Origin of the sequence: Ancylomarina sp. 16SWW S1-10-2 (assembly GCF_009669305.1) — a bacterium.
In the GTDB taxonomy this organism is placed as follows: domain Bacteria; phylum Bacteroidota; class Bacteroidia; order Bacteroidales; family Marinifilaceae; genus Ancylomarina.
Window position 1 is genome coordinate 126,662 of the sequence record NZ_SADB01000002.1, and the last position, 14,550, is coordinate 141,211.

Sequence of the window (14,550 nt, forward strand, 5' to 3'; positions counted from 1 at the left end):
GTTGTTATACGATACGATAAATTTTTAGTTACGTATTCGTACGGTCACTTAGCTTGATACTGTAAAGTACAAAAAAAAGAGCAATATTGAAAATTATTACTTTTCAATTATTATAAAAATGTCTTCGTCTTTCTTTTTCATGAGATATTGTTCGCGAGCAAATTTCTCTAAATTTCCACGATTCGTTTTTAGCTCATGTATTCTTTCTTTATCTTTTTTTATTTTCGTCAAATAGTAAGCTTTTTCTATACTAAGTGCTTCTATATTATGTTTGTATTCTTTTCGTTCCCAAATTGAATGTTGGTCGAAAAAGTACAGCCATACAAAGAAGACTAGTGAGGTAATCACAAATTTATTGCTAAAAAACTTAATTAGTTGTGATTTGATTTTCGATTTATCCATTTTAAGATTCTCTATTAGTTCTATTGCCTAAAATTAGCGAAAATATTTTTTTGTTATGATATTGATTTTCATTTTTGTCATATAAAGTGATGTGTCTAAGTTTTCTGACAAAAAAAGGCGTTGATAATTATTATCAACGCCCCTATGATATTAATTAAGAAAATGTTTAGACTTTATAGATAGAAAAATGTTTGTCTGGCTCACTTTCTCTTATTATATCGTAAATAATTTCAAAGACATCTTCTGCATTAGGATTCGAAAAATAATCTCCATCTGTGCCATAAGCCGGACGATGATCTTTAGCTGTTATTGTTATTGGCTCAGAGTCTAAATGAAAATAGGCTTTCTGTTCTTCTAGCACTTTTTGCATCATAAAAGCTGTTGCTCCACCAGGCACATCTTCATCGAAGAAAACAACTCGATTCGTTTTTTTAACCGATTCAACAATCATATGGTTTATATCGAAAGGGAGAAGGGTTTGTACATCAATAAGCTCAACTGATATATCAAATTCTTTAAGTTGTTTAACTGCGTCTTCTGCAATTTTAACACAAGCTCCATAGGTTACCAAAGTTAAATCTGTTCCTTCTTCTAAAATCTCAGGAATTCCAAGTGGCGTTTTAAATGCTGTAAGGTTATCAGGCATCTTCTCTTTAAGTCTGTAACCATTTAGAGGTTCAATAACCAAAGCAGGCTCGTCTGCTTCCATAAGGGTATTATATAAGCCTGCAGCTTTAGTCATGTTGCGTGGAACACAAACGTGAATACCTCGAATAGAATTAATTATCATACTTAGAGGAGAACCCGAATGCCAAATACCTTCAAGACGATGTCCTCGAGTACGAATAATAACAGGTGCTTTTTGTCCACCTTTAGTTCTGTATTGTAGTGTTGCCAAATCGTCACTCATTGTTTGTAAAGCATACAATAAGTAATCGAAATATTGAATTTCAGCAATTGGTCTCAAACCTCTCATGGCTAAGCCAATACCTTGTCCTAGAATTGTAGCTTCTCGAATACCCGTATCAGTAACTCTCAACGCACCATATTTGGCTTGCATACCTTCTAAACTCTGGTTAACACCGCCTATAAAGCCAGTATCTTCACCAAAAGTTAATAATAAAGGGTATTTGCTAAATAGCTGATCAAAATTTTCGCGAAGAATTTCTCGACCATTTACTATTTTAGACGTATCAGAATATATGGGTTTAACCTCAGGAATTTTTGAAACCTGTTTATCTGTTTCACTGTATAAGTGCGAACTGTAGCGTTCATTATTTTCTTCAAGAGTATCTTTTAACCACTGTTGTAGTTGAGATTTTAGGGGTTTGGATTTTGCACACGATTTGCAAATTTGGCGTAATATCTTTTTTGCAGAACTAAGATTGTCTTTTCTATTGGGATGAATAATTTTTTTTAAGTTGTCTACAATCGAATCGATGCGCTCTGTTTTATTACAATTACAAGCAGATGCTTTTATGAGTTCAACGAGTTTGTCTCGTTCCTCTTTAATCGGTGTGATATAGGTTTTCCAAGCTTTCTTTTTAGCTTCTTTTACGATATTGATACTATCTTCTTCAATAGAATTTAACTGCTCTTCGTTAGCAATTTCCATATCAAGAATCCACTCACGCATTTTTTTGATAGGATCATATTCAACTTCAAATTTAAGACGTTCTTCTGTTTTGTAACGTTCGTGCGATCCAGAAGTTGAGTGTCCTTGAGGTTGCGTCATTTCCACAACGTGGAATAATGTTGGAATATGGTTTTCACGACATTGGGGAATACCTTCGGCATACATTTTACAAAGTTCTGGATAATTCCACCCTTTAGCTTTATAAATATGGTAACCATCACCATTTTCATCAATTTCAAATCCCTTAAGAACTTCTGATATATTTGATTTGGTTGTTTGGTATTTGTTTGGAACTGAAATTCCCCAAGCATCATCCCATACACTTATTGCCATAGGCACTTTTAAAACCCCTGCGGCATTTATTGTTTCCCAAAAATGACCTTCAGATGTACTAGAGTCTCCAATTGTTCCAAAAGCAACTTCGTTACCTTTATTCGAAAATTCTGGATACTTGTGTAGATCTTTGTTTTGTCTGAAAAGTTTAGAAGCATAAGCTAAACCCAGAAGACGTGGCATTTGTCCTGCAGTAGGAGATATATCAGCAGATGAGTTTTTTTGTTCTGTTAAGTTTTTCCAAGTTCCATCAGCATTTAAACTTCTTGAAGCATAATGGTTATTCATTAAACGACCACCATTACCTGGATTTTTATCTAGCTGAGTTTCACCATAAAGTTGTGCGAAAAATTCTTCAGGCGTTAACATCCCAGCTGCAAGCATAAAAGTTTGATCACGATAGTAACCCGATCGCCAATCGCCATTTTTAAAGTTTTTGGCCATAGCTATTTGAGCTAACTCTTTGCCATCTCCAAAAATTCCAAATTTCGCTTTCCCAGTGAGAACTTCCTTTCGACCCAAAAGACTTAGTTGCCGACTTATATTTGCAATTCGGTAATCTTCTAAGACTTCGTTTTTAAAATCATCGAATGAAATTTCTTTTTTTGAATTTGTTTTATATATTTCTGACATATTCACTTTAGATAATGATTAATAGAAACATAAGTTGTACACGCTTGTATTCTATTAGATTTTTGTTGCGTATTTTGTTAAGTCTCACAAATTTAGTTAGATTTATTCTAAATGAGAAGGCTTTATATGAATATTTAAGACTTCTTTGTCTTTTATAGTTTGGAATGTATAAATGAAATGGTATTTTTGCATTAAATATTAATATAAGAAATCATGATTTTAAAGCTCATTATTATTAGTGTCGTTTTATTGGGAATAGGTTTTATTGGTTTTGCAATTTCGATTCTTGTCAAGAAAAACGGGCAATTTCCAGAAACACATATTGGAAATACGGAATTTTTAAAGAAAGAAGGTGTCAGTTGTGCTACTTCTCAAGATAAGTTAGAACAAGCTAAAGCCTTTAAAAAAGGAAGGTATAAGAAGGATACAATTCTAGAAAAAGTATTTAGCAATTTATAAAACACAAGGCTTTGTTTTTCTAATAATTGAAAGAAATTTGCTTATATAAATAAAAAATATTTCGGTTTAAATTAAGAAATCCCCACTCGTTAAAGTGGGGATTTGTTATTTGAATTTGATATTATTTTTACCTCTACTTCATAATCATTTCTTTTATCTTTTTGCTTGAGTAGGTTTGATAAACACCCTTTGCATCAGTGTAAATGAAATAAGCTTCTAAATTGGAATTGTTTTCTACAATTGTTTTACTCTTTTCTAATCCTAACACCATAAAAGCAGTAGCATAAGCATCGGCAGTCATACAATCTGGAGCTATAACTGAAGCTGAAAGTAAGCTGTGTTGCACAGGATAACCTGATTTAGGATCAATCGTGTGTGCATATTTCTTCCCATCTTTAATATAGAATTGTCTATAATTTCCGGAAGTTGCCATAGCACCATTGGGTAAGCTTAAGATATCTTGAATTTCCCTATTTTTAACTTGAGGATCATCAATTGGTCGGTCTATGCCTACTCGCCATAATCTATCTTTGTTGCTTAGGCCTTTAACTCTAATTTCGCCACCAATTTCAACCATATAATTAGATATTCCTTTGCTTTCAAGAAATTTAGCAACAATATCTACACCGTAACCTTTTGCAATGGCACTGGCGTCGAACATGATTCTATTATCATTTTTAACAATACAATTATTGATGAGTTTGACTTTATTATAGCCAACCATCTGTAGCAAGCTGTCAACAGGGATATCTTTAGGATCTAGTTTGTTCTTAAATCCAAATCCCCATGCATTTACCAAAGGAGCAATAGTCATATCAAAAGCACCATCGGTTGCCTCAGATATTTCTGAACCACGCTTGAAAACTGTTTTGAAATAATGATCGAGAACAACTGTTGAATCGTTGTTATTAACACGTGATATAATAGAGTTGGATTTGTATGTTGACAAAGAATGGTCGAATTCATTCATTACTATTTTAATCCCATCGTTTAAGTCTTTACCCGTAGGATTATCGTATATAATATGATAGATGGTGCCCCATATATATCCCTCATTAAACTGATATTCCTTTTTAGAGCTTTGACAGCTAACTAAAAATAGAGAGACTAATAGGAGTATTTGAATTTTTTTAAACATGACAATTGAAGTTCAAATTATATTTGAATAATAATAGAATATAAAGGTAAAAAAAACTTGCTTGCTATAGGACATAAAAAAGCCTCGAAAAAAATCGAGGCTTTATCATATTTATGCTCCAAAATCGTCATACTCAACCATCTCATCTGGTACACCCAATTCGTACAGCATGCTTGTAAGAGCTGAATTCATCATAGGAGGTCCACATAAGTAGTATTCGATATCTTCTGGTTCATCGTGATTTACCAAATAGTTATCGTAAATAACTTGGTGAATAAATCCAGTTAGCCCTTTCCAGTTATCTTCTGGCTGAGGCTCAGAAAGAGCTAAGTGCCATTCGAAATTTGGAAATTTAGCTGCAATATCATCAAATTGATCTGCATAGAATACTTCTTTTAAAGAACGTGCACCATACCAGAAAGTAGCCTTACGACCTGTTTTCACAGTATGAAACATGTGAAAGATGTGAGAACGCATTGGAGCCATACCAGCACCACCACCAATAAACATCATTTCATTATTCGTTTCTTTAATGAAGAATTCACCGTAAGGACCCGAAATAGTTACTTTATCACCTGGTTTACGCGAGAAGATGAAAGAAGAACAGATTCCTGGATTCACTTTCATCCAACCACCGTTTACACGATCGAATGGAGGTGTAGCAATACGAATGTTCAACATGACTATATTTCCTTCAGCAGGATGGTTAGCCATTGAATAAGCACGATAAGTAGGTTCTGGATTCGTCATTTTAAGATCAAACATCTTGAATTTCTTCCAATCTTCAAGATATTCTTCTTCGATATCCATGTCCTTAAAATCAACCTCGATTTTAGGGACATCAATTTGAATGTATCCTCCTGATTTGAAATCAATAATTTCACCTTCTGGAAGTTTAACCTTAAATTCTTTAATAAAGGTTGCCACATTACCATTTGAAACCACTTCACAATCCCATTTCTTAATTCCTAAAATTTCTTGAGGAATTATCATGCTCATGTCTTCTTTCACTTTTACCTGACAAGCTAAACGCCAATCGGACAATGCTTCTTTTCTGGTGAAAAATCCTGTCTCAGTAGGTAAAATACTACCTGCTCCTGAAGTAACCTGGCATCTACACATTCCGCATGTTCCGCCACCACCACATGCTGATGGTAAAAAGATTTTAGCAGCACCTAAAGTGTTTAGAAGGGTATTACCTGGTTCTACGACCAATTTTTGATCACCGTTATTGATATCAACTGTTACTTCACCTGATGGAGTTAGTTTCTGCTTTGCAAACAAAAGAATAGAAACTAAAATCAGGACTACCAATAAGAATACTAGTATGCTTATGGTAATAACAGTTGCCTGTGTAGTTAATAATATCATCTCTATTTTAATTTAGAATTATGAAAAAAGTTGAAAGTGACTAAAGTATTTATAAGTACTTAGATTAAGTATCATTCTAAAATTTTTAGACTTTTTTAAATTTCTAATTCGTAATTTATAATTCTTGATTAACTTGAACTTAAAGTTTAATACCCATGAAGCTCATAAAAGCAATTCCCATTAATCCTGTTACAATAAATGTAATTCCAAGACCTCTAAGAGGAGCAGGAACATTTGAGTAACGAATTTTTTCGCGAATTGCAGCGATACCTATAATGGCAAGAAACCAACCAATACCTGATCCAATACCAAATGTAGTTGCTTCAGCTAATGTACCATAGTCTCTTTCTTGCATAAAAAGAGATCCACCTAATATCGCACAGTTAACAGCAATTAAAGGAAGAAAGATACCTAAAGATGAATAAAGTGCCGGAGCAAATTTTTCAACTATCATTTCAACCAACTGAACGAGTGACGCAATTACTGCAATAAACATGATAAAGCTTAAAAAGCTTAAATCAACATCTTTAAATGAAGGATCTATCCAAGTAAGAGCTCCACTAACTAAAACGTATTTATTTAATAAGTAATTTAAAGGAACGGTAATTCCAAGAACAAAAATGACAGCGATACCTAAACCAACTGATGTTTTTACTGTTTTTGAAACTGCCAAGTAGGAACACATTCCTAAGAAGAATGCGAACACCATGTTGTCGATAAAAATCGACTTGATAAATATATTAATCAGATTTTCCATGTTTCGATTTTTCTTTAAGGTTAGGATTCAATAAGAGATTTGTTACGAGATCTCTGTACCCAAATAATAATTCCTACAGTGATTAATGCCATTGGAGGAAGAATCATTAGACCGTTGTTTTGATATCCCATATCATAAAATGCTTGAGGAATTATTTTGAAACCATAAAGTGTTCCAGATCCTAATAATTCTCTGAAGAAAGCAATGATAATTAAGATTAAACCATATCCTGCTGCATTACCAATACCGTCAAGAAAAGCTGGCCAAGGTTTATTTCCAAGGGCAAATGCTTCTAAACGTCCCATAATAATACAGTTGGTGATAATCAAACCAACAAATACAGATAATTGTTTACTTACTTCGTAAGCAAAAGCTTTTAATATTTGATCCACTACAATTACCAATGCTGCAACAATTACAAGTTGAACAATGATACGTATACGTGAAGGGATTGTGTTTCGAATTAACGAAATAATGACATTAGCAAGTGCCAATACGGCCATAACCGAGAGGCTCATCACTATTGCGGGTTCCAATTTTGCTGTTACCGCTAAAGCTGAACAAATTCCTAATACCTGAACGGTAATTGGGTTGTCGCTTCCCAAAGGGTTTTTCAGCAATTTCCTATTTTTAGCGGAGAATAAAGGTTCTTTATCGCTCATATCGTGCTTATTTAGAAGATTTTAAAAACTTTTCATAACTACTTAGGTTATCTTGAAGCATAGCTTCTAAACCTTTTGAGGTAACCGTACCACCAGAAACCGCATCAAATTGATGAGGGTGACCTTGTGCAGTACCTTTTACCAATTTCAAAGAGGTGAATTTTCCACTTTCGTCGAAAATCTGCTTACCTGTAAATGGTTTTTGAAATTCAGCTTTTGAAATTTCGGCACCCAAACCTGGTGTTTCACCTTTATTTCCGAAGGTAGCACCATAAATAGTTTTTCCATCTGGTTCCATAGAGATGTATCCCCAAATAGGTCCCCACATTCCTCTACCACGAATAGGAATAATTAATTTTTCACCTAAACCTTCTTTGTTAAATGTAAAAATAGGTAGTTTTCTTTCAGCTACATTTTTTTTGCTGTTCTCTATTTTTAGGTCAACATCAAAGGTTGCATTTTTATCTTCAGAAGTAATTCCACCATCAGAGTTTACTATAATAGCTTTTACAATGTATTGATTGTATAGCTCTTCAGCATTTTCTGGAGTAGAAGCAACATTTACTGCTTTTAAAATGTCTTGTTTCTTTTCAATTTCTTTATTCTTTGCCTGACGTGGTTTTAGTTGCAATGCTGTAAAAGAAAGAACCGCAGCAACTAGCACTACCAAAATGGAGGCATAGAGAAATGTATATGTATTGCTTTGAGTATTCATGTGATTAATAATTTATATTTTTAATTGCCACATGGAACTGACCATATTTTATCAGTGTTTTATCTGATATTTTTTCGTTTATGGCTCGTTTCATCTTCAATTTGATTATTTGATTAAGCACTTACCTTAACTCGTTTTAATCTTTTTTTGATATTGCTTTGAACCACATAATGATCGATAAGTGGAGCGAAAGTATTCATGAAAAGAATAGCTAGCATCATGGCTTCAGGGAAACCTGCATTTAATACTCGAATTAAAATAGCAAGGAAACCAATAAGGAAACCATAGATATATTTACCTGTATTTGTTTGAGCACCCGATACTGGATCGGTTGCCATAAATACAGCTCCAAAAGCAAAACCACCCATAACTAGGTGTTGCCATGGAAGAATCATTTCCATATAAGGATTACCTCCTACTAAATGGAAGATTGTTCCCATTACAAAACCACCTACAAATACAGAAGTCATGATTTTCCAGCTTGCAATGCCTGTAGCCAATAAAATAACTGCTCCAATTAAAATGGCAATTGTAGACGTTTCTCCAATTGATCCTGGAATTAAACCTACAAACATATCCCATGTATTTGAAAGATGTGTATTGTAAATAAGATCAGCAGCAGGTTTTGTTGCATCTACTAAACTAGCAGCATGTGCTAAAGGCGTTGCCCCTGAAAAGCTATCTGCTTTTTCAGCAATCCATACAGATTCTCCAGACATTTTTGATGGATAGGCAAAGAAGAAAAAGGCACGAGCTACAAGAGCTGGATTCCAAATGTTCATTCCTGTTCCACCAAATACCTCTTTACCAATAACTACTGCAAATGCAGTTGATACAGCTACCATCCAAAGAGGAGCTCCTACTGGCATAATTAGAGGAATAAGCATACCTGAAACCAGGAAGCCTTCGTTTACTTGGTGACCACGCATTTGAGCAAAGGCAAATTCAATACCCAAACCAACTACGTATGAAACAACGATAATAGGTAGTATTTGAATTAAACCATAAATACAAATATCTAAAAATTCAGTATTTGCAAGTTGTCCAAGTGAAAGAAAATGCTGGTAACCTGTGTTATAAATTCCGAACAATAAAGCTGGAATTAAAGCTAATACAACAACCGACATGGTACGCTTCAAATCGATAGCATCTTTTATGTGGGTACCACTATGTGACGTTATATTAGGGACGTATAGGAAAGTTTCAAAAGCCTCAAATGAGGACTGCAACTTTGCAAACTTCCCACCCTCTTGAAATAAGGGTTTCTTTTTATCAAGAAATTTTCTTAGTGCTTTCATTATAAATAGTTTTCCGTTTTATTCTTAGCTCATTTCTTTAATCATCAGATCAATTCCCTGACGAAGGATATCTTGTACATTAATTTTAGAAGTACAAACAAATTCGCACAAAGCAAGATCTTCAGGAGCTACTTCGTAGATTCCTAATTGCTCCATTTGATCGATATCTTCAATTATGATGGATTTAATCAGTTGTAACGGAAGAACGTCCATAGGTAACACTTTACCGTATTCTCCAGTCATAACGAAAGCACGGTGCTCGCCATGTAGGTTTGCATCTAAGCGATATTCTTTGTTTGGACTTAACCAAGAGAAGAATGTTTTAGACATAGAGAATTTCTTTAAGCCAGGAAGTGCCCAACCTAAGAACTCATAATTGTCACCTTCAGGAATAACTGTGATTTGAGAATCGTAGAACCCAAGAAAACCATCTTCAGGAATTTGAGTTCCTGTAAGAGCATTACCCGAAATAACACGAATCTTATCGTCATCTTTAAGTTGACCTTTAAGAATATTACGAACAGAACCACCTAAAAGGGTAGCGTAGTATGTTGGTTTTTTGATTTCGGAACCGGTAAGTGCAATTTTGCAACTCACATCGTAAATTCCTTTGTCGAATAAACGACCTATAAACAGAATTTCTTGTGGTCGAATAACCCAAACAACATCACCTTTGTTAATAGGATCAAGTTTGTGTATTTGTATACCTACATTACCAGCTGGATGAACACCTGTGAATTTGTTGATTTGAACATTTTTTGCTTCGGTGAAAACCTTAGATTGTGTTTTCTTCGCATCGATATTCAAATGAACTTTTCCATCGGTAAGTTTAGTTAAAGCATCAAGCCCTTTTTGGAAAGCTTCAGCTTCACCCTCAACTAAGTAATCGAAATCAGCAGCCAAAGGTGCTGAATCGAAAGCAGATATGAAAATTGCTTTTGGTGTATCAGTAGGGTTTGCAATAACGTCGTAAGGACGTTGACGAAGGAAAGCCCATAAACCTGATTTTAACAATTCCTCTTTAACTTCATCGCGAGATAAGTTAATAGGATTAGCTTTTTTGAATTCCTCGTATTGCAATTCGTCGTCAGATTGGACAATGACTTCAAGAATTTTTCTTCTTTCGCCACGATTCACGGCAACAACCTTACCACTAACTGGAGATGCAAAATTAATCTCAGGGCGATACTTGTCGAAAAATAAAGCAGAACCTGCTTTAACTCGAGTGTCAACCTTTACTTTTAATTTTGGAGTAAGTCCAGGGAAGTCAGTAGGTTTAATTGCAAATGTCTCAGAACGATCAGCCTTTTCAAGTCCTTTTTCAGCCTTTCCTACCAGCTTAATATCTAAGCCTTTTTTGATCTTTATAACTTCAGACATGTTAAACTATTTGATTTGGTTAATTTGTTTGAAAATTAATTTGATCCAAGTTTGTTTCTAATGCTGAATAAGCAACTTATAGAAACAAATAGATTGTCTTGGAAAATCGAAAACAAAGATATAAAGCAATTTCATATATTTGTAGTAATCTTACATATTTATAAACATCACATATAGATAAGCCAATGATCAAGTTTATTTCAAGGGTATTTTTAATTTTAGTCTTCTGTATCTCCTGTTGTTCAAGTCTTTTAGGTTCTGAAGTGGCAGGTGTGTACAAAAGTGAAATATTAAAAGAAAGCATTCATACTGTTCAGTGTTTTCCCGTGGGGTGGGAGTTGTCTCCTGCTATTATTGAATTGAATAGTCAAAATCAGCTTCAATTTTCATTTGATGAAATTGATAAAGATATTCAGGATTATTCATATCGAATAATTCATTGTGACTCCGATTGGAAATCTTCAGAATTAAGTGAATTTGATTTTTTGGATGGTTTTTCTGAAAATCAAATTCAAGATTATGAGTTCTCTTTTAATACGAATGTTGATTATGTGCATTATTCTTTAAAGTTACCAAACGAGGATGTAAAGCTCAAATTGTCAGGAAATTACATATTGGAGGTTTTTCAGGACTTTGATGCTGAAAATGTTGTTTTAAGACAGCGCTTTATGATTTTAGATTCCAAGGTTGAACTAATAGGGAAAGTGAAGGATCCTATTGATATGGCAAGAAGAAAAACCCATCAAGAGGTTCTATTTAGTATTTTTCATCCCAATTTTACGATTGATAATCCATACTCGGACTTAACTGTTATTTTACGTCAGAATGATAGGTGTGATGGAAGTCAGATGAAAGTAAAGCCTGTTTTTATTCGAAAAGATGAGTTGGTTTTCGATGATAATCAGGCATATGTTTTTCCTGGGAATAATGAATTTCATTATTTTGATTTGAAAAGTTTTAGGTATCAGTCTATTTATATTCGTTCTGTTGAAAATGTAAATGAAGAAACCTTTGTGACATTAAGTCCTGGTAAGATTCAGCAATTTGCACCTTATATTTATAGGAGAGATAATAATGGTATATCTACAATAGCTGTTGACGAGAGAAGAGATCCGAACACAGAAGCCGATTATGCACATGTAATTTTTACGCTTCCCTTCGAAAATGAATTGAAACATGGCGTGATGTATGTTTATGGCGCTTTTAATAATTGGGAATGTAACGATGGAAATAAAATGACTTACAATTACGATTTAGGAGTGTATCAGAAAAGTATTTATTTGAAACAGGGTTATTATAACTACATGTATGCTTTGCTTGAGAATGGAAAGGATCATCCTAATATAAATTATATAGAGGGCAGCCATTGGCAAACCGAAAATGATTACACAATTTATGTATATTACCATGATATTGGAAAAAACTATGACCGCTTGATTGGGTTTAAGACTTTGAATTCAACAAAAGATTTTTAAATAAGTGATATGTTTTATAGCTTCCTTGTATTCGTTCTAAATTTGTAAAAAACACAAATTTAAGAGGTATTGCTTATGAATTATTACTAAATTTGTGTTTATAGTAATGAATTGTAATTGGTAACGGGTATTGTTAGGCTTGTTTATAGCTATAAAAATTATAGAATGAAGTTTCAAATAGATGAGGTTGATCAGAAAATATTATCATACTTGATAAAGAATGCGCGTATTCCTTTTTTAGAAATTGCTAGGGAATGTGGAATTTCGGGTGCTGCTATTCATCAAAGAGTAAAAAAACTCGAAGATGCTGGTGTAATTGATGGATCCAGATTTATTGTGAAACCAAGAGCTTTGGGCTATGAGGTTTGTGCTTATGTTGGCATTTTTCTAGATCATGCTCATCAATACAAACAGGTTGTAGAACGAATTGAGGCTGTCCCTGAAATTATTGAATGTCATTTTACAACAGGCAATTTTACTTTCTTAGTGAAAATGCTTTGCCGAGATAATCAACATCTTATGGATGTTTTGATTAATACACTTCAAAATGTACCTGGCGTTTCTAAGACAGAAACTTTTATTTCTTTAGATCAGCTTATTGATAGAGAAGTGGAATTGTAAAAAAAACAGTTAAAAATATATTCAAAAGACTTTCTCAAAGAGAAGGTCTTTTTTTTGTTATAAGCTTTCTATTAAGCTTTATTAATAAGGAATATTCCAAGTAAATTTTTAACTTTCGTGTGTTTTCACAGAAAAGCATTTTGTGATTAATGAGATGTGGAACCTGTTGAGACTTTAATTATTATATCATAAAACAACATATTATGTTTTCAAAAGACGTTTACATTAACCGACGCGAAAAATTGCGTCATTCCATTAAAGATGGGATTGCTTTATTCCTTGGTAACCCAGATGCTCCAATGAATTGTCCTGATAATATTTATCATTATCGTCAGGATAGTAATTTCTTGTATTTTTTCGGTTTAGATCACCCTGGGTTTGCAGGTGTTTGCGATATTGATAATAATAAGGATTACATTTTTGGAAATGATGTTGATATCGATGACATTATTTGGATGGGACCACAAGAATCTGTAAAAGATCAATCAGCCGAGGTTGGTGTACAAGCAACGTCTCCTTTTTCTGACTTGAATAAATTTATTGCTGATGCCATGGCTGCAGGTCGTAAAATTCACTTTTTACCTGTGTATCGTGCCGAAAATAAAATATTATTAGAAGATTTAGTTGGAGTTAAACCAGCTGATATTAAAGCTCATGTTTCCGAAGAGTTGATTAAAGCAATTGTTGCGCTTCGTGAAATAAAAGAACCTTGTGAAATAAAAGAACTTGAACGAGCTGCTGAGGCTGGGTACAAAATTCATGTTAAAGCAATGAAAATGGCTCATGAAGGTGTTTATGAAAGAGAAATAGCTGGTGAATTAGAAGCTATAAGTCTTCGTGAAGGCGGTATGTTCTCTTTTCCTGCTATTATTTCGAAGCGTGGCGAAACGCTTCATAACCATGCACATGGAAACTTGCTTAAAAATGGAGATTTACTACTTGTAGACTGTGGTGCTGAGACCGATACACATTATGCATCTGATAATACGCGTACTATTCCAGTAGGAGGTCGATTTACTAAAAAGCAAAAGGATGTTTATGAGATTGTTTTAGCAGCTAATAATAAAGGAACAGCATTAACTCGCCCAGGTGTTGATTATCGTTCTATTCATCTTGAAGTGTGTAAAGTTATTGTCTCAGGATTAAAAGAACTTGGTTTAATGAAGGGTGATGTAAATGCAGCTGTAACAGCTGGAGCACATGCTTTATTTATGCCTCACGGTTTAGGACATATGATGGGCTTAGATGTGCATGATATGGAAGATTTGGGTGAGGATTACGTAGGCTACGATGATAAGATTCAACGTTCTATTCAATTTGGAACTGCCAATTTAAGATTGGGTAAGGAATTAAAACCAGGTTTTGTGATTACTAACGAACCAGGAATCTATTTTATTCCAGCTTTGATCGATAAATTCCACAAAGAGAATAAATTCTTAGATTTTGTCAATTACGATAAGGTAAATGAGTATCGTGATTTTGGTGGAATTCGTCTTGAAGACGATTTATTAGTTACAGAAACTGGTTGTCAGCTAATTGGAAAGAGAATTCCTATTACTGTTGAAGAGGTTGAAAATACTGTGCTTTCGTAAGAAATCATTATTTAAATACAAATTAAAGAGGTGTCCTAAAGTGGGATACCTCTTTTTTTATAGTTAATTAAGTTAAAA

General features: G+C 33.8%; 13 protein-coding genes. 4 read left to right on the forward strand and 9 right to left on the reverse strand.

The features are described from left to right. Window positions 1-96: 96 nt before the first annotated feature. Window positions 97-402, reverse strand: coding sequence for a septum formation initiator family protein (locus EMN46_RS02580; RefSeq protein WP_154199116.1), 306 nt, complete (start codon window positions 400-402; stop codon window positions 97-99). A 166-nt stretch (window positions 403-568) separates the two neighbouring features. After that, window positions 569-3,004 (reverse strand): thiamine pyrophosphate-dependent enzyme, encoded by a 2,436-nt coding sequence (locus EMN46_RS02585; RefSeq protein WP_154199117.1) that lies wholly within the window; start codon window positions 3,002-3,004, stop codon window positions 569-571. 213 nt (window positions 3,005-3,217) lie between these two features. Between EMN46_RS02585 and EMN46_RS02590 the strand changes: the two genes are divergently transcribed. After that, on the forward strand, window positions 3,218-3,463 hold the full coding sequence (locus EMN46_RS02590) for a hypothetical protein (RefSeq protein ID WP_154199118.1): 246 nt from the start codon (window positions 3,218-3,220) through the stop codon (window positions 3,461-3,463). Window positions 3,464-3,596: 133 nt separating this feature from the next. On the opposite strand, the gene EMN46_RS02595 is transcribed toward EMN46_RS02590, so the two are convergent. The 7 genes from EMN46_RS02595 to EMN46_RS02625 form a co-directional block, all read right to left on the reverse strand. Then, on the reverse strand, window positions 3,597-4,601 hold the full coding sequence (locus tag EMN46_RS02595; RefSeq protein WP_154199119.1) for an FAD:protein FMN transferase: 1,005 nt from the start codon (window positions 4,599-4,601) through the stop codon (window positions 3,597-3,599). 111 nt (window positions 4,602-4,712) lie between these two features. Then, entirely contained in the window at window positions 4,713-5,972 is a 1,260-nt protein-coding gene (gene nqrF, locus EMN46_RS02600; RefSeq protein WP_154199120.1) for an NADH:ubiquinone reductase (Na(+)-transporting) subunit F, read from the reverse strand. A 139-nt stretch (window positions 5,973-6,111) separates the two neighbouring features. Next, window positions 6,112-6,729: an NADH:ubiquinone reductase (Na(+)-transporting) subunit E gene (nqrE, locus tag EMN46_RS02605; protein ID WP_154199121.1), complete on the reverse strand. Its 618-nt coding sequence runs from the start codon at window positions 6,727-6,729 to the stop codon at window positions 6,112-6,114. 20 nt (window positions 6,730-6,749) lie between these two features. Next, window positions 6,750-7,391: an NADH:ubiquinone reductase (Na(+)-transporting) subunit D gene (locus EMN46_RS02610; protein ID WP_154199122.1), complete on the reverse strand. Its 642-nt coding sequence runs from the start codon at window positions 7,389-7,391 to the stop codon at window positions 6,750-6,752. Between the two features lie 7 nt (window positions 7,392-7,398). After that, window positions 7,399-8,106: an NADH:ubiquinone reductase (Na(+)-transporting) subunit C gene (gene nqrC / locus EMN46_RS02615; protein WP_154199123.1), complete on the reverse strand. Its 708-nt coding sequence runs from the start codon at window positions 8,104-8,106 to the stop codon at window positions 7,399-7,401. Window positions 8,107-8,219: 113 nt separating this feature from the next. Beyond that, the gene (locus EMN46_RS02620) at window positions 8,220-9,404 is read right to left on the reverse strand and encodes an NADH:ubiquinone reductase (Na(+)-transporting) subunit B (RefSeq protein ID WP_154199124.1); all 1,185 of its coding nucleotides are present in this window, start codon (window positions 9,402-9,404) and stop codon (window positions 8,220-8,222) included. 24 nt (window positions 9,405-9,428) lie between these two features. After that, entirely contained in the window at window positions 9,429-10,784 is a 1,356-nt protein-coding gene (locus tag EMN46_RS02625) for a Na(+)-translocating NADH-quinone reductase subunit A (RefSeq protein WP_154199125.1), read from the reverse strand. Window positions 10,785-10,969: 185 nt separating this feature from the next. Here EMN46_RS02625 and EMN46_RS02630 point away from each other — a divergent pair, with 185 nt between their 5' ends. From EMN46_RS02630 to EMN46_RS02640, 3 genes are all read left to right on the forward strand, one after another. Further along, window positions 10,970-12,259, forward strand: a complete 1,290-nt coding sequence (locus EMN46_RS02630; protein WP_154199126.1) for a DUF5103 domain-containing protein — start codon at window positions 10,970-10,972, stop codon at window positions 12,257-12,259. 165 nt (window positions 12,260-12,424) lie between these two features. After that, on the forward strand, window positions 12,425-12,880 hold the full coding sequence (locus EMN46_RS02635) for an Lrp/AsnC ligand binding domain-containing protein (protein WP_154199127.1): 456 nt from the start codon (window positions 12,425-12,427) through the stop codon (window positions 12,878-12,880). 203 nt (window positions 12,881-13,083) lie between these two features. Further along, window positions 13,084-14,472 (forward strand): aminopeptidase P family protein, encoded by a 1,389-nt coding sequence (locus EMN46_RS02640; RefSeq protein WP_154199128.1) that lies wholly within the window; start codon window positions 13,084-13,086, stop codon window positions 14,470-14,472. Window positions 14,473-14,550 lie beyond the last annotated feature (78 nt).

Coding starts and splice junctions, on each gene's coding strand:
- EMN46_RS02590 (WP_154199118.1), top strand. CDS start 3,218: ATGATTTTAAAGCTCATTATTATTAGTGTCGTTTTATTGGGAATAGGT.
- EMN46_RS02630 (WP_154199126.1), top strand. CDS start 10,970: ATGATCAAGTTTATTTCAAGGGTATTTTTAATTTTAGTCTTCTGTATC.
- nqrE (WP_154199121.1), bottom strand. CDS start 6,729: ATGGAAAATCTGATTAATATATTTATCAAGTCGATTTTTATCGACAAC.
- EMN46_RS02620 (WP_154199124.1), bottom strand. CDS start 9,404: ATGAAAGCACTAAGAAAATTTCTTGATAAAAAGAAACCCTTATTTCAA.
- EMN46_RS02625 (WP_154199125.1), bottom strand. CDS start 10,784: ATGTCTGAAGTTATAAAGATCAAAAAAGGCTTAGATATTAAGCTGGTA.
- nqrF (WP_154199120.1), bottom strand. CDS start 5,972: ATGATATTATTAACTACACAGGCAACTGTTATTACCATAAGCATACTA.
- EMN46_RS02595 (WP_154199119.1), bottom strand. CDS start 4,601: ATGTTTAAAAAAATTCAAATACTCCTATTAGTCTCTCTATTTTTAGTT.
- EMN46_RS02585 (WP_154199117.1), bottom strand. CDS start 3,004: ATGTCAGAAATATATAAAACAAATTCAAAAAAAGAAATTTCATTCGAT.
- EMN46_RS02640 (WP_154199128.1), top strand. CDS start 13,084: ATGTTTTCAAAAGACGTTTACATTAACCGACGCGAAAAATTGCGTCAT.
- EMN46_RS02635 (WP_154199127.1), top strand. CDS start 12,425: ATGAAGTTTCAAATAGATGAGGTTGATCAGAAAATATTATCATACTTG.
- EMN46_RS02610 (WP_154199122.1), bottom strand. CDS start 7,391: ATGAGCGATAAAGAACCTTTATTCTCCGCTAAAAATAGGAAATTGCTG.
- nqrC (WP_154199123.1), bottom strand. CDS start 8,106: ATGAATACTCAAAGCAATACATATACATTTCTCTATGCCTCCATTTTG.
- EMN46_RS02580 (WP_154199116.1), bottom strand. CDS start 402: ATGGATAAATCGAAAATCAAATCACAACTAATTAAGTTTTTTAGCAAT.